This is a genomic window from Novosphingobium sp. 1529 (assembly GCF_040544855.1).
GTDB lineage: Bacteria > Pseudomonadota > Alphaproteobacteria > Sphingomonadales > Sphingomonadaceae > Novosphingobium > Novosphingobium capsulatum.
In genome coordinates, this window is record NZ_JBEPKW010000003.1 from 441,091 (window position 1) to 460,902 (window position 19,812).

A 19,812-nucleotide genomic window follows, 5' to 3' on the forward strand; every position below is an offset into this window, starting at 1 on the left:
CCGTTCCATCCGCCCGGAAGCCTGCCGCGCGCAGCCCGGCCCAGCCATTCTCACGGTGCATTCGGGCGCCGCGAGGATACCCGAAGAGGTCGTTTCGCCTCTCGCACACCACCAACGAAAGGAGATTGGGCTATGAGTGATCGTGACGATCGCTTTGGGCTGAGAACGTATCTCACGCCCGAGGAAGCCAAGGAGTTCCACAAGCTGTTCATGAGCAGCTTCCTGGGCTTCACCGGCGTGGCCGTGGTTGCACACGTCCTGGTCTGGATGTGGAAGCCCTGGCTCTAAGCCGCCCACTCCCTCGCGATGTCGGGCCAAGGGGGCCTGATGGGGCGAGGGCCAACACTCTTGCACAAGGATAAAACCCATGTGGAGACTTTGGCTGATTTTCGATCCGCGCAGGACATTGGTTGCCCTGTTCGGCTTTCTGCTCGTGCTGGCACTGATCATTCACTTCATCCTGCTCAGCACCGACACCTACAACTGGCTCGACGGCCCCAACTCGGCGCAGGGCGCCGCGCATGCCGCCGCAGCCGCAAAACCGGCCAGCTGACGCAAGCCTGTGCGAGAGGCGGCGGCGATCCCGACCGCCGCCTCATGGGCGCTGACGCCTGAAAAACTGGCATCTGAACACAACAGCCGCCGCATCCAGGCGGAGAGGGGGATGGCCATGGCACTCCTGAGTTTCGAACGAAAATATCGCGTGCGCGGTGGCACCTTAATTGGTGGCGACCTGTTCGATTTCTGGGTGGGCCCGTTCTACGTCGGCTTTTTCGGCGTGGTAACGGCGATCTTCGCCTCGCTGGGCACGGCGCTTATTTTCTATTCCGCATCGCAAGGCCCGACCTGGAATCCCTGGTTGATTTCGATCGCGCCGCCCGATCTCAAATATGGCCTGGCGCTGGCGCCGCTCAAGGAAGGCGGCTTCTGGCAGATCATCACGGTCTGCGCGCTGGTCTCGTTCGTGTCATGGGCGCTGCGCGAGGTGGAAATCTGCCGCAAGCTGGGCATGGGCTATCATGTGCCGGTGGCCTTTGGCATGGCGATCTTTGCCTATTTCACGCTGGTGGTGATCCGTCCGGTCCTGCTCGGTGCGTGGCACTGGGGCTTTCCCTACGGCATTTTCAGCCACCTCGATTGGGTGTCGAACACCGGGTACCAGTACCTGCACTTCCATTATAACCCGGCGCATATGCTGGCGGTGTCGTTCTTCTTCACCACCACCCTGGCGCTGGCCCTGCATGGCGCGCTGGTGCTGTCGGCGGTGAACCCGCCCAAGGGTGGTGAGGTCAAGTCACCGGAATACGAAGACACCTTCTTCCGCGATCTTATCGGCTATTCGATCGGCACGCTGGGCATTCACCGCCTGGGCCTGTTGCTGGCGCTGAACGCCGGGTTCTGGAGCGCGGTGTGCATAGTCATCAGCGGCCCATTGTGGACGCGCGGTTGGCCCGAGTGGTGGACCTGGTGGCTCAACCTGCCGATCTGGTCGTGAAGGAGCACCGTGCGATGACGACCTACCAGAACATATTCACCCAAGTGCAATTGCGCGGCGAACCGGAAATGGGCGTGGCCCTGCCACCGGGCAGCGAAGAGCGCATCGGGCAGGGCAGCTTCGTCCACCTGCTTGGCCTGGTTGGCCAGGCGCAGATCGGCCCGATCTATCTGGGCTGGACCGGCATTTTCGCGCTGATCTTCGGGTTTACCGCGTTCGAGATCATCGGTCTCAACATGCTGGCCTCGGTCAACTGGAACCCGATCCAGTTCGTGCGCCTGCTGCCGTGGCTGTCGCTGGAACCGCCTGGCCCGCAATATGGCTTTACCCCGTTCGTGCCGCTGGCCAAGGGCGGCTGGTGGATCATCGCCGGTTTCTGCCTCACCACCTCGGTCATCCTGTGGTGGGTGCGCACCTATACCCGCGCCCGCGCGCTGGGCATGGGCACGCATGTGGCCTGGGCGTTCCTGAGCGCGATCTGGCTGTTTTTGGTGCTGGGCTTCATCCGCCCGTTCTTCATGGGCAGCTGGGCCGAAAGCGTGCCGTTCGGCATCTTTCCGCACCTGGATTGGACCGCTGCGTTCTCGATCCGCTATGGAAACCTGTTCTACAACCCGTTCCACTGCTTCTCGATCGCGTTCCTCTATGGCTCCACCCTGCTGTTTGCCATGCACGGCGCGACGATCCTGGCTGTCGGCCGCTATGGCGGCGAGCGCGAGATCGAGCAGATCACCGATCGCGGCACCGCATCGGAACGCGCCGCGCTGTTCTGGCGCTGGACCATGGGTTTCAACGCCACGATGGAATCGATCCATCGCTGGGCCTGGTGGTTTGCCGTGCTGACCACGCTGACCGGGGGCATCGGCATCCTGCTGACCGGCACCGTGGTGGACAACTGGTATCTGTGGGCCCAGCAGCACGGCTATGCGCCGCACTATCCCGCAACCGGGGTGATTGACCCCGCCACCTTGGGGAGCACGGGGAAATGAGACGGATCACCGCTATTGCCCTGGCGGCGCTTGCCGCGCTGTCCCTGGGGGGCTGCGAACTTTCCCACAAGGTTTCGGGCCAGAACGGCTATCGCGGCACCGGCATGGACCAGGTCACGGTCAAGAAAGTGGCCATGGCCAAGGACGAGGTGCCGCCGCCGCCCTATGACCCGCCATCCACCGACGGGCCGCGCGCCAAGGAGCAGTTCCAGAACCTGCAGGTGCTGGGCGATGAATCCGCCGAGCAGCTGAGCTATACCATGGCCGCGATGACCGCCTGGGTGGCGCCCAAGGAAGGCTGCAACTATTGCCACAATCCCAACAACATGGCCTCTGACGAACTCTATACCAAGGTTGTCGCGCGGCGCATGCTGCAGATGACGCGCAACATCAACCACAACTGGCAATCGCACGTGGCCCAGACCGGGGTGACCTGCTGGACCTGCCACCGTGGCCAGGCCGTGCCGACCAACCACTGGACCATGCCGCCCGCGCCGCCCAGCGGCATCATCGGCAACCGCCATGGCCAGGACGACCCGATCGCCGCCACGGGATTTTCGTCGCTGCCCGATGCCTCGCTGGCGCTCTATCTGACCGGCGATCCGAAAAAGGACCAGAACATCCGCGTTCAGGCCACGGCCGCGCATCCTTCGCCGGCTGACAAGACCAGCGTGATGCAGACCGAAAATTCCTATGCCGTGATGATCCACGTGTCCAAGGCGCTGGGGGTGAACTGCACGTTCTGCCACAATGCCCAGGCTCTTGGTGCCTGGCCGATCAGCACGCCCAAGCGGGCCAAGGCCTGGTACGGCATCCGCATGGTGCGCGAAACCAATGGGCAGTATATCAGCTCGCTGACCAATGCTTTCCCGGCCTATCGCAAGGGGCCGATGGGTGATCCGTTCAAGGTCAGCTGCGCCACCTGCCACCAGGGCAAGAACAAGCCGATGGGCGGCTATCCCATGGCCAAGGATTACCATGCCTTGTGGGGCGCGCCGGGCAACGCCACGGTTCCCGCCACGTTCCCCGCGCCGTTGCAGGCGCCAACGCCCACCCAGCCGGTCGCCTCGGCCGCGCCGGCCACTCCGGCGGGATGAAGGCAATGCCGAAAGCCAGCCAGCCGCCTTGATGTCAGGCCCGATCATGCATTCGGGAACGGTTCGGGGGGCCAGCCGTTAACGCGCGAGGGAAGTATCGGAAAAATGCGGGATAACTGGCACGATCCGCCGGCCAGATCCGCACCCTGGCGATGATATGTTCTTGCCCTTACGGCCGTATTGCGTGGCACTATCGGACACGTTCTAGTTTCCCGCCGTCCCGTGTGACGCGCAGCCTCATAAAACATAACGGAGGATGCAGATGATATCCAAGGTCCACACTCTTGCATTGGGCACCGCCACGCTTTTGCTTGCCGCGTGCGGCGGTGGTGGCAGCAAATCGGCAGCGGAACAGACGCCAGCTGCCAGCGAAACCACGACGGCCGCTGCAGCGGCATCGATGACCCCGGCCGCAGCGGCCAGCACGCCCGCGCCGGCGGCTGATTCCACCGATACGCTCGATCACACCACGCTGGCATCGTTCACCGCCGATCCGGTGCACGGCAAGCAGATCTTCGCGCAGTGCCAGGCCTGCCACTCGGCCGAGCCCGGCAAGAACATGATCGGGCCCTCGCTCGCAGGGGTGGTGGGTCGCAAGGCTGGCTCGATCGCCGGGTTTGCCTATTCCAACGCCAACAAGAGCAGCGGCATCACCTGGACCGCCGAAAAGCTGTTCCAGTATCTGGAAAAGCCGCAGCGCGTGGTGCCGGGTACCAAGATGACGTTCCCCGGCCTGCCCAAGGGCCAGGACCGCGCCGACGTGATCGCCTATTTGAAGAACCCGACCTGATCACAGACGCTATTGCGATTTGTACAAAGCCGCGAAGGCACTGCGGTGTTCTTCGCGTCTTTGTGTGTGGGGGGAGGCCAGCATGCTACCCTGCACTGCAAGGTGCGGCACTGCGCCCCTCCGTCAGCCCGGCGGGCTGCCACCTCCCCGCTGGGCGGGGCGGATCGTGATCAGGGCGCCGGGGTGTGGACCGGGGGCAGCAGCATGGTCATGCCCAGGCGCGCGATGCGCCAGGTGCCCTCGTGCTGGGCAAGGTCGAAGGCGTAGCGGGCCTTCACCTCAAGCAGGGTGCCATCGGTGCCCAGGCTGAAGGCGTGGCCATAGGCCGTGACCTGCGCGGTGCTGGCGGCGGCGTCATAGGCGCCGAGTGCCACGTTGCCGACAAAGTGGGCGTTGCTGGCCATGGTGTCAAAGGCGGCTTCGAAGAACCCCTGAATGCCCGCGCGGCCGACGATCCGGTCCATGCCCAGGCTGGTCAGGTCATAGCAGCCATCGGGCGCGAACAGCGCGGCAACGCCGGCGGCATTGCCGATATCGTCCACCGCCATGGCATAGGCGGTGACAAGATCGGCAAGGGCCAGGCGCACGTCTGCGGGGCAGGGCGGCGGGGGATAGGTCATGCCGGTTGCACCGGGCCCTTGCCGGCCACGTAATCGTTGAGCAGTTCGTGGAAGCGCTGGATGCGCTTTTCCTGGCCGGGCAGGATACAGCCCTTGAAGCCGCGTGAATTGAGGCCTTGTTGCTGCGTGGTGCCGATCGAGAGATCCTGATCGGCGACAAAGCCCAGCGACACGCCATCGCCATAGCGGCTGTGCCGTGCCACGGCATCGTGGCGCAGCGGCACTGTGCCGATCGGGGTGACCACCTCTTTCATCCCCTTGACCGGGGGATAGAGGCACCAGTGCTGGAACACGCACTTTTCCGGGTCGGTGGGATGCGGCTCGGTGCGCAGCACCTGCATCTGTTCGGGCGACATGGTGAGCGTGAGATTGGGAAACAGCGTGCAGTGGAAATAGTCCACCAGCTGCTGGTCGGTCATGTCTTCGTACATGGTATAGCCGCGCTCTGGCCCCAGCTTGCGCTTGGCGGCGATCACGGCGGCGCGGATTTCGCCGGTGCGGCCCTGGTAATCGGCCGGATCGATGCCCCAGGCGCGGGCAATGTCATCGAGCGGGGCGGGCACTTCGGCGCTGTGATAGTCCACCCGCGTGGTGGCCTGGTGGCCGATCATCCACATCGCGTTGTGGCCGCTGGGATACATTTCGAAGACCGTGGTGGGCAGGCCATCGTTGATGAACGTGGCCAGTTCGGGATGGATCGTGGGGAGGTGGTAGCTCTCGTTGAAATTGTCGCGGATCACCTTCCAGTTGAATTCCGCGTCGCACGACAGCTTGAGCACGCGCACCCAGTTATCCAGGCCATAATTGGCGAGGCGTTCCTGCAAGGGCGCCATCCACTGCGCCAGTGGCGGCACGTCATCATCCATGCACCAGAACACGAACGGGCCCCAGGTTTCGCAGCGCAGTTCCGACAGGTGCACTTTGCCGCAGGGGTTGCCGCCGGCAAAATCATCCGGGTCCTGCACTTTGGCGAGCAGGCCATCGGGAGTGAACTGCCAGCCGTGATAGCCGCAGGTGATGCGCGGCAGCGAGCCGGCATCGCCCAGCACCAGGCGGTTTCCGCGATGTGGGCAGCTGTTGTAGAACGCGCGCACGCTGCCATCGGCCTGGGCGATCATCAGGATCGAATCCTTGCCGAAATCGTGGCGGATGAAGTCGCCTTCCTCCTCCAGTTCGGCCAGCATTCCACCCAGGTGCCACACCTTGGGCCACAGGTTCTGCCCTTCCTTGTCCATCCAGTCGCGCGAGATATAGCGATCGGCTGTGATCGTATCGCCGCGCACCGGCATGTCGAAATCGGGCGAATAGCGCGATTTGTTGTCCTGGACTGTCATGCTCGCCGCCCTCTCACATCACCGGCTTGGGCAGGGTGGCATCATCCTGCAGATACCAGTTGAGCCATTCGTGGAAATACTGGTTGCCGCGTTCGTTGCGGCCGAACACCAGGTTGTCGTGCGCGCCGCTTTCCAGGCCTTTCTGGATTTCCATGCCGATCACATAGTCTTCCTGATAGGTCACATCGCGGAAGAAGTTGATCATCTGCTCCACCGCGGCGCGATCGGCCTCGTCGCGGATCGGCTCGCGCCGCAGGTAGTGCAGCACGGTGCGGTTGCGATCGGGCGTCGGCCCGGGGAACAGCTGGGCCACCTGGGTAATCTCGGGCGCGAGGAACGCCGAGACATTGGGGAACAGGATGCGCACGAAATCAAAGCCGTTGTTTTCCTGGTCGCCCCAATCCTCGCGCGGCACGTCTTTCAGCGCCTCGGCAATGCGGTGCTGGGGAAAGCCGATGCGCATCGAGGGGCCGAACCCTTCGTAGAACATGCGGTTCGATGGCGTGCGCGGTTCGATCGTGGCGGGGTGCAGCGAGGCGAAGTGATAGCCTTCGAGATAGCCGTCGAACGCGATCTTCCAGTTGGCGCCCTCGATCGTGCGGCTGCCGAGATAGGCCCAGTCGGCAAAGCCGACATTCTCGAAGTCTTCAAGGAAGCCCTGGAAATAGTCATCGAGATCGAGCGGGGCATTGGGCGTGAGCGCCACGAAGATCATGCCCGCGCGTTCCTCGCACGGCAGCGCGCGCAGGGCGAGGCCGGCCTTGTCGACATCGCCAAAGTTGGCGCTTTCCGAAACGCCCAGCAGCTTGCCGTCCTGACCATAGGTCCAGCCGTGGTACTTGCAGGTGAAGCGGGCGCACTTGCCGTGCCCTTCCGAAGCGACCGGCGCGCCGCGATGCGAGCAGACGTTGAGGAACGCACGCACCTCTCCTGCCTTGTCGCGCACGATCAGCACGGGCAGGCCCATGGCGTCCATCGCCTTGTAATTGCCCGGCTCGGGTAGTTCGGCGGTGAAGGCCAGCATCAGCGGCACGCGGCGGAACACCAGTTCCATCTCGGCTTTCCACTGATCGGGATCGGTATAGGTGGCCGTGCGCACGCGCGCCACCTGTTGGGCCTGGTAGGTGCTGTTGTGCTCGACGTAATCCAGCATGATCTCGGCAATATCGCCGATCCGCTGGCGCCGCTCGGCCCGTTCATTGCTCATCTGCGGCCTCTCCTGCCTGTTTTGCTTGTGTCGCTAATGGCCAAAGCTGCCGCAGGCAGATCGCCTTGCCAAGCTGGGACAGGTGACAGGTTCCTCGCATTTTGGCCAAGTGGACAGGCGCCCGCTAACCGGCGAACAAGCGGAAAACGGGCAAGGCGACGAGGATGATGAACACCAGCGGCGAATCAGCGCGTGAACCTGCCCGAGCTTGGCCTGCGGTTCCGGCCGCGCACCAGGCACAGTTTGTGCGCGAGGGGCTATGGCCGCACCAGACGATTGCCGATCGCGCCGCCGCTCTGGCGGCCACGCGGCCCGATGATCCGTGCATCATCGATGATGCCGGCGCGCTGACGTTTGCGGCGCTGTGGGCCGATGCCCAGGCACTGGCCGCAGCGCTGCGCGCGAGGGGCCTGGTGCCGGGCGATGTGGTGGCGTTCCAGTTGCCCAACTGGCGCGAGGCGGCGGTGCTCAACCTCGCCTGCGTGATCGCCGGGCTGGTGGTCAACCCGATCGTGCCGATCTATCGCGACGCCGAAATGCGCATGATGCTGGGCGATGGCGCGGCCCGCGCGCTGTTCGTGCCCACGGTGTTCCGCAAGGTGGACCATGCCGCCATGGCCGCCCGGGTGCAGGCCGATCTGCCCGCGCTGGCGCATGTGTTCACCGTGCGCGGCGATGGGCCTGATGATCTTGCCAGCCTGGTGGCGGCCGGGCGCGGCCTGCCCGATGCGCGGGTGCCGGTCGATCCCATGGCGGTGAAGATGGTGCTCTATACCTCGGGCACCACCGGGCGGCCCAAGGGCGTGCTGCACAGCCACGCCACGCTGGGCCGGGTAATCGGCCAGAGCGGGGCGTTCTGGGGGCTGAAACCGGGCGAGGCGGTGCTGATGCCATCGCCGGTCACGCATGTGTCGGGCTTTGCCAATGGCCTGGAAATGCCGCTGGTGATGGGCACCTGCACGGTGCTGATGGAAAGCTGGAACGCGCAGGAGGCGCTCGTCCTGATCGCGCGGCATGGCGTGGTTGGCACGGTGGCGGCCACGCCGTTCCTGGTGGAACTGGCCGCTGCCGCGCGCGCGGCGGGGGAAACCCTGCCAACGTTCCGTTTCTTTGCTTGTGGCGGCGCGGCCGTCGCGCCCGAGGTGATCCGTGAGGCGCGATCAGCCTTTGCCCGCTGCGCGCCGTTTCGCGTGTTCGGCAGTTCCGAAGTGCCGCTGGTCAGCTTTGGCTGGCCCGATGATCCTGGGCGCGCGGCGCAGACCGATGGGCGCATCGTGGACTATGCCGTGCGCATCGTCGATGAAGCCGGCCACGATCTGCCCGATGGGCGCGAGGGCGAAATCCTCGCGCGCGGGCCGGCGATGATGATCGGCTATACTGATCCTGCCGAAACCGCCAAGGCCATCGACGCGCAGGGCTTTTTCCGCACCGGTGACCTGGGCGTGCGCGACGCCGCCGGCGCCATCACGGTGACCGGGCGCAAGAAAGACCTGATCATTCGCGGCGGCGAAAACATTTCCGCGACCGAGATCGAGCAGGTGCTGGCCACGCACCCGGCCTTGGCCGATTGCGCGGTGGTGGCCATGCCCCATGCCCGGCTGGGCGAGGGGGTCTGCGCGTTCATCGTGGCGCGGGGCGCTGTGGCGACGGCCGATCTGGCCGCGCACGTGGCGGCCAGTGGCCTTGCCCGGCAGAAGATTCCCGAACGCTTTGAAACGATCGCAGCCTTGCCGCGCACGGCAGCGGGCAAGGTGCGCAAGGATCAGCTGCGCGCGCAGATCGCGCAGATCATTGCGGCAGAGACGCTTCCGGCGCCGGGTTGAGCGGGCCCTGGTGCGCGCCAACCCATTCGCGCCACAGCAGCATCAGCACGGCGATCAGCGCCGGCCCGATCACCAGCCCGATCAGGCCCCAGGTTTCGATCCCGCCCAGGATGGCGAGGAGCACCCACAGGAAGGGCAGCCGCGTGGCCCCGCCGATGAACACCGGGCGCACGAAGTGATCGGCCACGAAGATCACCACGCTGCCAAAGACCAGCACGATTACTGCTGCCGCCGCCTTTCCGGCCGCGGCGAGCAGGGCAGCGGCGAGGACCACCGCCGCCACCGCGCCCAGCGGAATGGCCGACAGCAGCGCGGTGAGCAGGCCGAGTAGCGCGGCATGGTCCACCCCGGCAAAGCCATAGGCCAGGCCCATCAATACGCCTTCGCCAAAGCCGATGATGATCAGGCCATTGACCGTGCCGCGCACCGCCAGCACTGCCTGATCAGCCACGCGCAGGCCCAGTTCGCCAAAGGCGCGGCGCGTGCCGATGCGCAAGGCATGGGCCACCCGCGCGCCATCGCGCATCAGGAAGAACAGCGTCAGCAGCATGAAGCTGACCAGCAGCACGCGATGCGCGACCAGGCCCAGAATCTTTTCGCCTGAGGTGAAGTGCAGCTTGTGTGCCTGCATCGACAGGCGATCGATCGCCTCGGGCGTGGCCAGGGTCTGCTGCCACCAGGCGACCAGGTGATCGCCATAAGGCAGGTGCGCCACGAAATCGGGCACCGGCACGCCCTGGGCATGGGCCTGCGCCAGCCACTGCGTCACGGCCATGCTGTCGTGCGCCACGGCGGCGGCGACCATGACCAGCGGGATGACAAACACCAGCAGCACCAGCAGGGTGAACACCGCAGGCAAGACCAGCTTCTGCCCGCGTGGCCAGCGCTGCGCCGCTGTAACGTGGAGCGGCCAAAGCGAGACCGCCAGGATGACGCCCCAGCCCAGCGCGGGCAGGAACATCCGCAAGGTCCACAGGCCAGCCAGCGCCAGCAGCACGATGGCAACGACACCGGTTATCCGTTGCGCCCGCGTGGCGTGGTTGGCCCCTTGCGCGGTCCAGGTTCCGGGCGCGTCGTCATCATGGCTTGCTTGCATCAGGCCTGCCTAGCGCAGCACACCGAGCGAAACCAGATGGCAGCGGGCGGTCTTTTTCAGCCGCCGTTGGCCATGGCCGCGGCCATTTCCGCGCGGGTGGGGTTGCGCCGCAAGGTAAGGCCGCCGTTTACCTGGAGGTTTTCCCCCGTCATGAAGCATTCGTCGCTGGCCAGGAACACGGCGGCGGCGGCGATATCGTCGCTCGTGCCGATGCGGCCCAGCGGATAGCCCGCCAGGAAACTGTCGAACAGGCCGGGCACGGCCTTGGCCTCGGCGGTCATCGGTGTTTCGGTAAGGCCCGGCGAGATCGAGTTGGCGCGGATGCCTTCCTCGCCAAATTCGTGTGCCACGCAGCGCACCACATGGTCGGTGCCGGCCTTGGTGCCCATGTAGGCGGCGTGATCGTTGAGCATGATCGTGGCTGTGGCGCTGCTGATCTGGATCAGGCTGCCGCCGGTGCCGCCCATGCTGCGCGCCATCTTGCGGATCATCGCCTGGTAGAACTGGAACGGGCCGATGTATTGCAGCGCGGTGATGGTATCGAGTTCGTCGCGCGTGGTATCGAGGAACGGCTTGAGCAGGCCCCAGCCGGTGGCGTTGACGGCAATATCCACCCCGCCCATCGCGCCAACCGCCGCATCGGCCATCGCGGCAAGGCTTTCCGGGCTGGTGATGTCGCACGCCGCCCAGTGGCACGCATGGGCACTGGCAAAATCGGCGAGCACGCTTTCCTTGCGCCCGGCGACCAGAACCTGTGCGCCTTCGTCCAGAAAACGGCGGGCGATGTGCTGGCCCATGTTGCCTTCGCTGCTCGCGCCCAGAACCACGGCGCGCTTGCCGTCCAACCTGCCCATCGCTCTCTCCCGCATGACGTTTGCCCGCTTGCTAACACAGGCACGCGCAGGCCATTCCTCTCCAAAAGGGCAGTGGAGCGCGGCCGGGGCGATGCGCCAGTTTGATCCTGCTATCATGGCGCGGCGTGCGCGTCCGAAAGGAACGAGAACATGGATCTGGGACTCAAGGGGAAAAAGGTAATCCTCACCGGCGGCAGCCGGGGCATCGGCCGCGCCACGGTAGAGCTGTTCGCCGCAGAAGGCGCCGATGTCGCGTTCTGTTCGCGCAATGCCGAACAGGTGGCCGAAACCGCCGCGGCGCTGGCCGCGCATGGCGGCAAGATATTTGGCAGCGCATTCGACATGGAAAGCGGCCACGATGCCTATCGCGCGTGGCTGGCGCAGGCGCGCGACGCGCTGGGCGGATGCGATATCTTCGTGCCGATGATCTCTACCAGCGGCGCGGGCGCGACGGGCGATTGGCAAAAGAGCCTGGATTACGACATCATGGGCCTGGTCATCGGGGTGGAGGTGCTGGAAGAGGCACTGGCCGCCTCGGGTGAGGGCAGCATCGTGGTCACGGCCAGCACGGCCGGCGTGGAAACCTTCATCGTGCCGCAGGGCTATAACGCGCTCAAGGGCGCGCTGCTGGTGCATGCCGGGCAGTTGAGCCAGGCGCTGGGCGCCAAGGGCATTCGCGTCAACAGTGTGTCACCGGGCCCGATCCGTTTTCCCGGCGGCAACTGGGAAGCGATCGAGGGTGTCATGCCCGAACTCTATGCCGCCACGCAGGCGCAGTTCGTGCTGGGCCGCTGGGGCGGGCCGGAAGAAGTGGCGCGCACCGTGGTGTTCCTGGCTAGCCCGGCATCGTCTTTCACCACGGGAACCAATGTGGTGATCGATGGCGGCTATACCAAGCGTGTACAGTTCTGAGGTTTTGGGGGTTGTGCGTTTGGGGGGTGAAGCGATTTCTCCCCTCCTCTTCAGAGGAGGGGTCGGGGGTGGTGCGAAGCCTTGCACTACCTTTCCACCACCCCCCGACCCCCCTCCTCTGAAGAGGAGGGGGGGGGGAGTTTACGCCCCTCACTCCACCGCCAGCACCAGCTTGCCGGTGTTGGCGCCAGTGAACAGGCGCATGAATGCGTCATAGGCGTTTTCCAGGCCGTGCTGGATATCCTCGTCCACGCGCAGGCGCCCTTCGCCGATCCATTGCGCCACGGCCGCGCCGCCTTCGGCAAAGCGGGGGACATAGCCGGCGATCAGGAAGCCCTTGATCGTCGCCTGTTTCACGATCACCTGCCACAGGTTGCGAATGCCGATCTTTTCCGGGGCGTTGTATTCGCTGATCAACCCGCACAGCACCACGCGGGCGTGCAGCGCCAGGTTCATCAGCACCGCATCCATCACGTCTCCGCCGACGTTTTCGAACAGGATATCCACCCCCTGCGGCGCGGCAGCGGCGATTTCGGCTGAGAGGGCGTCGACCGGCTTGGCCCCGTGCGCGTCCTTGTAGTCGATTGCCATGTCAAAGCCGTAGTCCTGCACCAGCCGGCGGCACTTTTCCGCGCCGCCGGCAATGCCGATGACCCTAAGGCCCAGGATCTTGCCGATCTGGCCCACCATCGATCCTACCGCCCCGGCAGCGCCAGTAACCAGAAGGGTTTCTCCGGCGCGCGGTGACGCTGCATCGGTAAGCCCGAAATAGGCCGTCAGGCCCACGGCGCCCACGGCCGAGAGATAGCGCGAGGGGCTATCGACGATCGACACGTCGATCTTGCTGGTAAAGCCGCCGGGGGTGACCACCGAGTAATCCTCGATCGCGTTAAGGCCCAGCACCCAGTCGCCCACCGCGAAATCCGGATTGCGCGACTCGTGCACCCGACCCACCGTGGTGGCGCGCACGGCATCGCCCAGCGCGATCGGCGGCATGTAGCTGGGCGCATCGTCCATCCATCCGCGCTGCGCCGGATCGAGCGAGATGAAATGGTTGCGCACTACCATGCCGCCTTGCGGGGCAGCTGGCACGGCGCCGGTTTCCAGGTGGAAGTCATCGCGCTGTGGTGTGCCGTGTGGGCGCCGTTGCAACAGGAAACGGCGATTTTCCAGGGGGTTCATCATTGCTCTCCCAATCCGGCGGGGCTGCCTTGGCCAGCCCCGATCATGCGCTTGCAGCTTGGCCCAAACCCCGGGGCAAGCACCTATGATTTGTTGCAGTAGGTGTGCGTGCCCTCCCCGGCATAGGTTCTCATCATCAAGGGGCAAGAACCCTGCGGGATAAAGATACTGGGGGAGTGAGAGGATGAAAGGCTGCTTTGCCAATCGTGCTGCGTGCGTGCTTCTGGCCGGGGTCAGCGTGCCGCTGTTCCCTGGGCTGGCCCTGGCCGAAGGGGCGCCTGCGCCGCAAGCGCCGGCGGCCGATGCTGCCCCGCAGGCCGATAGCGCCGTGTCGCAAGACACCAACGCCATCATCGTGACCGCCCGCCGCCGCGCGGAATCGCTGCAGACCACGCCGGTGGCGATCACCGCGGTCAATGCCGCGATGCTGGAAAACAAGGCCGCGGTGAATATCGGCGATCTGCAGGGCGCGGCGCCCGGCCTGCTGATCACTCAGCAGAATTCCGGTGCCCAGGCGGCCAACCTGTCGATCCGCGGGTTGACCTATGCCGACATCGAAAAGAGCCAGACGCCGACGGTCGGCGTGGTCGTCGATGGCGTGACCATCGGCACCAACACCGGCCAGTTGCAGGACGCGTTCGATATTGCCCAGATCGAAGTGCTGCGCGGGCCGCAGGGCACGCTGTTTGGCGCCAATACCATCGGCGGCGTGGTCAATATCACGCGCAGCAAGCCGACCATGACCGCGGGCATGAAGGCCGAGTTCACCTATGGTCGCTGGAATACCTGGTCGGGCAAGGCGATCGGCAATTTCGGCAATGGCGAAACCCTGGGCCTCAAGCTGTGGTATTTCCACAACCAGAGCGATGGTTTCTATCACAACGCCACCTACAACCGCTCTGACGGCGCTTCCAAGGGTGACAGCTTTGGTGGCACGATCCTGTTCAAGCCGGCCGATTCCGATTTCACCGCGCAGTTCACTATCGAGAACGTGATCCAGTCGTTCGTGCCGGTGGTGAGCAACCTGGCCAAGACCGGCGAAGTGTTCTGCGCGTTCGAGCCGGCGCAGGAATGCAACCGCAACACCACCACCGATCTCTATACCACGTTTGGCCAGCCGGCGCTCAGCACCTATCACGCCCCCGATGCCACGCTGGAAATGAACTATAACCTGGGCAGCGTTAAGTTGACCTCGATCACCGGCTGGCGTCACAGCGCCGAGCGGCAGACCCAGGATTTCGACGGTTCGTCCACCGATCTCTATTACGTCGATCGTATCCAGAACTACACGCAGTGGAGCCAGGAACTGCGCGCCGCCGGCAACCTGATCCAGGGTTTGGATTATGTGATCGGCGGGTTCTATTTCAACAGCAAGTACGATTTCAAGCAGTGCTCGCGCGTGTTCGGCTTTTCCCCCAACACCCCGCCGTGCACGTTTGACGCCGCGCCGCAGATCGAAAACGCCAAGTCGGAAAGCTATGCCGCGTTTGCCGATTTCAACTGGGCGATCATCGACAAGGTGCGCCTGTCGTTCGGCGGGCGCTGGTCGCACGATTACAAGTACCTGGCCAATGGCTTCCTGGGGGCGCCGTTCCCGCCTGGTTCGGCCAACTTCTCCAAGTTCACGCCCAAGGTGGGCATCGACTATCGCCCCAATTCCGATGCGATGTTCTATGCCAGCTGGTCGCGCGGGTATCGTTCCGGCGGGTTCAGCCCGCGCGCGGGCGACGCGAACTATGCCACCCGGCCGTTCCAGCCCGAAACGCTCGATTCCTATGAAGTGGGTGCCAAGCTTGATCTGTTCGATCACCGCCTGAACATCAACCTGGCCGGCTATATCTCTGATTACAAGAACATGCAGCAGAACACGACGATCCCGTGCGCCTGCTCCACCGGCAACCAGACGATCACCAGCAACGTGCCGGGCGGCGCGCTGATCAAGGGGATCGAGTTCGACGGCTCGCTGCGCGTCAGCTCCAACTTCAAGATCACGGCCTCGGCCGCGCTGATGCAGTCGCACTTCCGCCGCTTCGTGGTGGGCGGCCTGGTCGGTACCACGATCACGCCGTTCGATTACACCGCCAACCGCCTGATCTATGCGCCCACGTTCTCGGGCTCGATCAGCGGCGACTATACCGTCCCCACCGATTTCGGCAGCGTGGTCAGCTCGCTGTCGTGGCGCCACATCAGCCCCTATGACGAGCAGATCTCGATCGCATCGAGCGCGGCGGGCACCACGGCACTGGGCACGCCTGGCCAGATCGTGAGCGGCAACGATGCGCGCGTGCGCACGGTGACGCAGGACCTGGTCGATGCCAGCCTGACGCTCAATTTCAAGATCAACAAGACTGATGCCTATCTGCGCGTGTTCGGGCGCAACCTTGCCGATATCCGCACCACCACCCATGCCTTTACCGTGGCGGGGCTGTGGTCGTTCGGCATGGCGCTCGAACCGCGCACCTATGGCGGCACGATCGGTTTCAAGTTCTGATGGCCGGTCGGGATCGGGCCGCGCCTGGTCCCGGCCCCTGCCAAGGTCGCACAAGAAAGGAAACAGCATGAAGCGCTTGGAAGGCAAGATCGCCCTCGTTACCGGCGGGGCATCGGTGCCCGGGCTGGGCAGTGCCACGGCCATCCGCTTTGCCCAGGAAGGCGCGCGGGTCTATGTCACCGATCGCGATCTGGCCGGCGCGGAACAGGTGGCGCAATCGATCCGTGATGCCGGCGGGGTGGCCACGGCCCTGGCGCACGACGTGACATCGGAAGCCGATTGGGATCGCGTGATCGCCGCGATCGATGCCGCCGATGGGGCGCTCGACATTATCGTCAACAATGCCGGCATCGCCGTGCTGGGCGAGTTTGACAAGGTGACCACGGCCGATTGGCTGCGGCAGAACGACGTGAACCTCAACAGCGTGTTCCAGGGCACGCAACGCGCGTTTGTGATGATGCGCCGCCCGGGCGCCGATGGCCGCGCGCGCGGCGGATCGATCATCAACATTTCGTCGGTCGCCGGGCTGATCGGCGTGCCGGGCTGCGCCGCCTATGCCGCCAGCAAGGGCGGGGTGCGGCTGTTTTCCAAGGTCGTCGCGCTGGAAGGCGCCGCCGATGGCATCCGCTGCAACACCGTGCATCCCGGCATGATCGCCACCAATATCCAGGGCGTGGCGCTGGAAGACAATGCCGCCAACTATGACGCGGTGATGGGCCTGGTGCCGATGGGCTATATGGGCGCGCCCGAAGATATCGCTAACATGAACCTGTTCCTCGCGTCGGACGAGGCACGCTATATCACCGGCGCAGAGTTCGTGGTGGACGGCGGGATGACCGCGCGCTGAGGGCATACGGGGCAGCAGCTGAGGCTCTTTTTCACCACTGTCACCCCGGGCCAAGTCCGGGGTGACGTAGTATATTGGCTTAACGCAGGTCTTGGTGCGCCACCCAGCGCATCGCGTTTTCCAGCAAGGCGCGATAGGGCGCGCTGTTCCATGCGCCGGGGCCATCGCCGGGCTGGAGATAGACCAGCCGGCTGGCCAGCGCCTGCTTGGCCCAGCCGATCAGCGGTGGCGCGAGCGGATGGTCCCAGCCGTGGTTGGCAAACATCGCGCCGCGCACCGCAAGGTCTGCCGACCAGAAGTGATCGCGCGTGAACGGCGCATCGCAGGTGAGCAGCGGCACCACCTCATCGGCAAAGACCTGCGCCAGGTAAAGCTCGTCCACCACAGGAAATTCCGTGGGGATTCCGTGGGTAACGGGATGAGCATGGGTCTGGGCGGTATAGGCCACATCGTGGCGATAGCCGCTGTCGGGCGCAAGTTGGCCGCGCACCATGGCCGGCCGGTACAGGAACTGGCCGCCCAGCCATTCATGATAGTCGGCCCAGGTGGGCCAGGCCGCCAGCGCATGGTGCAGCGCCACCACGCCCTTGCCCTGCTCCAGCAGCGCGCGAAAGCCGGCCTGCAACTGCGGCGAGGGTGCGAGCATGGCGGGCGGCTCGGTTGCTTCGAAATCGAGGCCGGGCATGTCGTAGAGCACCAGCACGTCGAATTCGGCCATGCCATCGGGGTTCATCAGCAGGGCGGCGGCGGGCTGGTCCACCATCGTCGCGCTGACGCCGTCCATCGCCTGGAACATGGCATCAAAGCCGGTGCGATCAAACGGATGGCCACGCACCGCCACCAGCGCGCGCAGCCCGGCATGATGGCGAATGATAGGCATTACAACCCCTTGGGCGCGATCTGCCGATGGATGTTGCGGAACGTGCGCGCTTTGAAATACCAGCGGCCATCGATGCGGATGCATTCATCGTCATACTGCCCGCGATCGCGGTGCACGCCATCGGGCCAGTCATAGACCTCGGCGGTGTAGGACCGCAGCGTGGCGCGATCGCCATCGACCACGATGCTGCCGGGCCAGGCTTCGAACATGATGCCGGGATAATGCTTCATCGCTTCCACCCACATCGCCACGATCGCGGCGCGGCCCTGGGTGGTGCCAATTTCGGGATAATCGGGCAGCGACCATTGCGCATCCTCGGCCCAGGTTTCCCCCCAGGCCTGCGCATCGCAGCGCGTGACCGCATCGGCATAGGTTTCAAGCAGTTCGCGCAAGGCCAGGCGATCTTCGGCGGGGCCGGCAAAGGGCATGGGGGTCTCTCCCGTTATGGCTTTGGCGCCGACCATAGCCGGGGGGCAGGGCCACGGCGCCTAGCGGATTGCACAGGCGGCGCACGGCCGGTGAGCGCGCGGCAATCGATTTTGTCAAACACAGGCATTGTCAGCAGGGGCAATGATAGCGTAACCATTGCCGAGAATACGGGGGTTCGAGCCCGATTGGCAGCAGCCCTGGCATTGGCCCTGGCGGCCTGATCTGGTGCAGTGATCCGCACACTTTCGCGCCAGAACACAACCAAGCCAGAACACTATCAAGGAAGAGGACAGCATGAGCAGAATCAGTCGTCGCGATCTGGGCCGTGGGTTGGGCGTGGCCGCCCTGGGCGCATCGATCGGCGGGACGCACCCCGTGCTGGCACAAACCGCAACTGCGGCCGGCACCGCGGCGGGCGCGGGCGATGACCTGGCATTCCCGGCCGATTTTGCCTGGGGCTGCGCCACCGCAGCCTATCAGATCGAAGGCGCGGTGAAGGAAGACGGGCGAGGGCCCACCAACTGGGATATCTTTTCCCACACCCCCGGCAAGGTTGCCCACGGCGATACCGGCGATGTGGCGTGCGACAGCTATCACCGCTATCCCGAGGATATTGCCCTGATGAAGGCACTGGGCGTCAAGGCCTATCGCTTTTCGGTGGCTTGGTCGCGCATCTTCCCGGAAGGGAAGGGCAAGCCCAATGCCAAGGGGTTGGATTACTACAACCGCCTGGTCGATGGCCTGCTGGCCGCCGGCATCACCCCGCATGTCACGCTGTTCCACTGGGACCTGCCCGCCGCGCTGCCCGGCGGCTGGCAGAACCGTGACACCGCGCTGGCCTTTGCCGACTATGCCGGGTTCATGGCCGGCAAGCTGACCGACCGCGTCAAGCATGTCATGACGGTCAACGAGCTGCGCTGCTTTACCGACCTGAGCTATATGACCGGGGGCAAGGCGCCCGGCCTCAAGCTGCCGATGGGCGAAGTTAACCAGGTGCGCCACCATGGCGTGCTGGCCCATGGCCTGGGCGTGCAGGCGATCCGCGCCCATGCCCGCCCCGGCACGCAAGTGGGCCTGGCCGACAACGCGACGATCTTTGTGCCCGCGCTGGAAACGCCCGAGCATATCGACGCGGTCAAGCGCGCGGTGCGCGAGGAAAACGCCATGTTCCTCACCGCCATCATGGAAGGCCGCTATATCGACAGCTACCTGGCCGCGCAGGGCAAGGACGCGCCCAAAGTGCAGGCCGGCGACATGGCCGCGATCGGCAGCCCGCTCGATTTCGTTTCGGTCAATATCTACACCGGCAACACCGTGCGCGCCGATGCCAGCAAGCCCGGCGGCTATGAGATCCTGCCGCACCTGCCGCAGTCGCCGCGCATGGCCTCGCCCTGGCTCTATGTCACGCCCGAGGTGATGTATTGGGGGCTGCGCACCATCAACGACCTGTGGAAGCCCAAGGCGCTGTACATTTCCGAAAACGGCTGTTCTGCCGATGATGCCGTGGCCGCCGATGGCAAGGTCTATGACGCCGATCGCGTGATGTACCTGCGCAACTACCTCACCCACCTGCAGCGCGCCACGCGCGAGGGGCTGCCGGTGAAGGGCTATTTCCTGTGGAGCCTGATGGACAATTTCGAATGGGAAGATGGCTATACCAAGCTGTTTGGCATCCACCACGTCGATTTCGCCACGCAGAAGCGCACCCCCAAGATGAGCGCGGACTGGTATCGCGAAGTCATCCGCACCAATCGCCTGGTCTGAGC

General features: G+C 64.8%; 19 protein-coding genes. 11 read left to right on the forward strand and 8 right to left on the reverse strand.

Annotation, left to right across the window (positions count from 1 at the left end; translation table 11 throughout):
- Positions 1-132: 132 nt before the first annotated feature.
- From pufB to ABIC78_RS09845, 6 genes are all read left to right on the forward strand, one after another.
- On the forward strand, positions 133-288 hold the full coding sequence (pufB, locus tag ABIC78_RS09820; protein ID WP_022677062.1) for a light-harvesting antenna LH1, beta subunit: 156 nt from the start codon (positions 133-135) through the stop codon (positions 286-288).
- Positions 289-367: 79 nt separating this feature from the next.
- Positions 368-553 (forward strand): light-harvesting antenna LH1, alpha subunit, encoded by a 186-nt coding sequence (gene pufA, locus ABIC78_RS09825; RefSeq protein WP_022677061.1) that lies wholly within the window; start codon positions 368-370, stop codon positions 551-553.
- Positions 554-670: 117 nt separating this feature from the next.
- Positions 671-1,495 carry a photosynthetic reaction center subunit L gene (gene pufL, locus ABIC78_RS09830; protein WP_054131572.1) on the forward strand — a complete coding sequence of 275 codons (825 nt, stop codon included), beginning with the start codon at positions 671-673 and terminating at the stop codon, positions 1,493-1,495.
- A gap of 14 nt (positions 1,496-1,509) precedes the next feature.
- Positions 1,510-2,484 carry a photosynthetic reaction center subunit M gene (gene pufM, locus ABIC78_RS09835; RefSeq protein WP_171792987.1) on the forward strand — a complete coding sequence of 325 codons (975 nt, stop codon included), beginning with the start codon at positions 1,510-1,512 and terminating at the stop codon, positions 2,482-2,484.
- Positions 2,481-3,581, forward strand: coding sequence for a photosynthetic reaction center cytochrome PufC (gene pufC / locus ABIC78_RS09840; protein WP_171798725.1), 1,101 nt, complete (start codon positions 2,481-2,483; stop codon positions 3,579-3,581). Before pufM ends, pufC begins: the two co-directional genes overlap by 4 nt.
- Before the next feature lie 262 nt (positions 3,582-3,843).
- Positions 3,844-4,371, forward strand: coding sequence for a c-type cytochrome (locus ABIC78_RS09845; protein ID WP_157088981.1), 528 nt, complete (start codon positions 3,844-3,846; stop codon positions 4,369-4,371).
- Positions 4,372-4,541: 170 nt separating this feature from the next.
- On the opposite strand, the gene ABIC78_RS09850 is transcribed toward ABIC78_RS09845, so the two are convergent.
- From ABIC78_RS09850 to ABIC78_RS09860, 3 genes are read right to left on the reverse strand one after another with little or no spacing between them, the layout of a single operon-like run.
- Complete coding sequence (locus ABIC78_RS09850) at positions 4,542-4,991, reverse strand: nuclear transport factor 2 family protein (protein WP_354489328.1); 450 nt, start codon at positions 4,989-4,991, stop codon at positions 4,542-4,544.
- Positions 4,988-6,325 carry an aromatic ring-hydroxylating oxygenase subunit alpha gene (locus tag ABIC78_RS09855; protein ID WP_107715231.1) on the reverse strand — a complete coding sequence of 446 codons (1,338 nt, stop codon included), beginning with the start codon at positions 6,323-6,325 and terminating at the stop codon, positions 4,988-4,990. The genes ABIC78_RS09850 and ABIC78_RS09855 overlap by 4 nt, the downstream gene beginning before the upstream one ends.
- 13 nt (positions 6,326-6,338) lie before the next feature.
- Positions 6,339-7,532: an aromatic ring-hydroxylating oxygenase subunit alpha gene (locus ABIC78_RS09860; protein WP_168352204.1), complete on the reverse strand. Its 1,194-nt coding sequence runs from the start codon at positions 7,530-7,532 to the stop codon at positions 6,339-6,341.
- 164 nt (positions 7,533-7,696) lie between these two features.
- On the opposite strand from ABIC78_RS09860, the gene ABIC78_RS09865 reads away from it, so the two are divergent.
- Positions 7,697-9,355 carry an AMP-binding protein gene (locus ABIC78_RS09865; protein WP_354489331.1) on the forward strand — a complete coding sequence of 553 codons (1,659 nt, stop codon included), beginning with the start codon at positions 7,697-7,699 and terminating at the stop codon, positions 9,353-9,355.
- Here ABIC78_RS09865 and ABIC78_RS09870 read toward each other — a convergent pair.
- Positions 9,321-10,451 (reverse strand): AI-2E family transporter, encoded by a 1,131-nt coding sequence (locus ABIC78_RS09870; RefSeq protein ID WP_062786538.1) that lies wholly within the window; start codon positions 10,449-10,451, stop codon positions 9,321-9,323. The genes ABIC78_RS09865 and ABIC78_RS09870 overlap by 35 nt on opposite strands.
- 56 nt (positions 10,452-10,507) lie before the next feature.
- Entirely contained in the window at positions 10,508-11,305 is a 798-nt protein-coding gene (locus ABIC78_RS09875) for an SDR family oxidoreductase (protein ID WP_354489333.1), read from the reverse strand.
- Positions 11,306-11,455: 150 nt separating this feature from the next.
- Here ABIC78_RS09875 and ABIC78_RS09880 point away from each other — a divergent pair, with 150 nt between their 5' ends.
- Positions 11,456-12,217, forward strand: a complete 762-nt coding sequence (locus ABIC78_RS09880) for an SDR family NAD(P)-dependent oxidoreductase (protein WP_354489335.1) — start codon at positions 11,456-11,458, stop codon at positions 12,215-12,217.
- Positions 12,218-12,367: 150 nt separating this feature from the next.
- On the opposite strand, the gene ABIC78_RS09885 is transcribed toward ABIC78_RS09880, so the two are convergent.
- A complete protein-coding gene (locus ABIC78_RS09885; protein WP_107715445.1) occupies positions 12,368-13,399 on the reverse strand; it encodes an NADP-dependent oxidoreductase in 1,032 nt (343 codons plus the stop codon).
- A 184-nt stretch (positions 13,400-13,583) separates the two neighbouring features.
- Here ABIC78_RS09885 and ABIC78_RS09890 point away from each other — a divergent pair, with 184 nt between their 5' ends.
- Together ABIC78_RS09890 and ABIC78_RS09895 are read left to right on the forward strand one after the other, a co-directional pair.
- A complete protein-coding gene (locus tag ABIC78_RS09890; protein ID WP_169048465.1) occupies positions 13,584-15,890 on the forward strand; it encodes a TonB-dependent receptor in 2,307 nt (768 codons plus the stop codon).
- A gap of 67 nt (positions 15,891-15,957) precedes the next feature.
- On the forward strand, positions 15,958-16,737 hold the full coding sequence (locus tag ABIC78_RS09895) for an SDR family NAD(P)-dependent oxidoreductase (RefSeq protein WP_354489338.1): 780 nt from the start codon (positions 15,958-15,960) through the stop codon (positions 16,735-16,737).
- A 79-nt stretch (positions 16,738-16,816) separates the two neighbouring features.
- Here ABIC78_RS09895 and ABIC78_RS09900 read toward each other — a convergent pair whose 3' ends face one another.
- Together ABIC78_RS09900 and ABIC78_RS09905 are read right to left on the reverse strand one after the other, a co-directional pair.
- Complete coding sequence (locus ABIC78_RS09900) at positions 16,817-17,617, reverse strand: ThuA domain-containing protein (protein WP_354489340.1); 801 nt, start codon at positions 17,615-17,617, stop codon at positions 16,817-16,819.
- On the reverse strand, positions 17,617-18,045 hold the full coding sequence (locus ABIC78_RS09905; protein ID WP_171798721.1) for a nuclear transport factor 2 family protein: 429 nt from the start codon (positions 18,043-18,045) through the stop codon (positions 17,617-17,619). The genes ABIC78_RS09900 and ABIC78_RS09905 overlap by 1 nt, the downstream gene beginning before the upstream one ends.
- A gap of 295 nt (positions 18,046-18,340) precedes the next feature.
- Here ABIC78_RS09905 and ABIC78_RS09910 point away from each other — a divergent pair, with 295 nt between their 5' ends.
- Entirely contained in the window at positions 18,341-19,810 is a 1,470-nt protein-coding gene (locus ABIC78_RS09910; protein WP_171796815.1) for a GH1 family beta-glucosidase, read from the forward strand.
- Positions 19,811-19,812 lie beyond the last annotated feature (2 nt).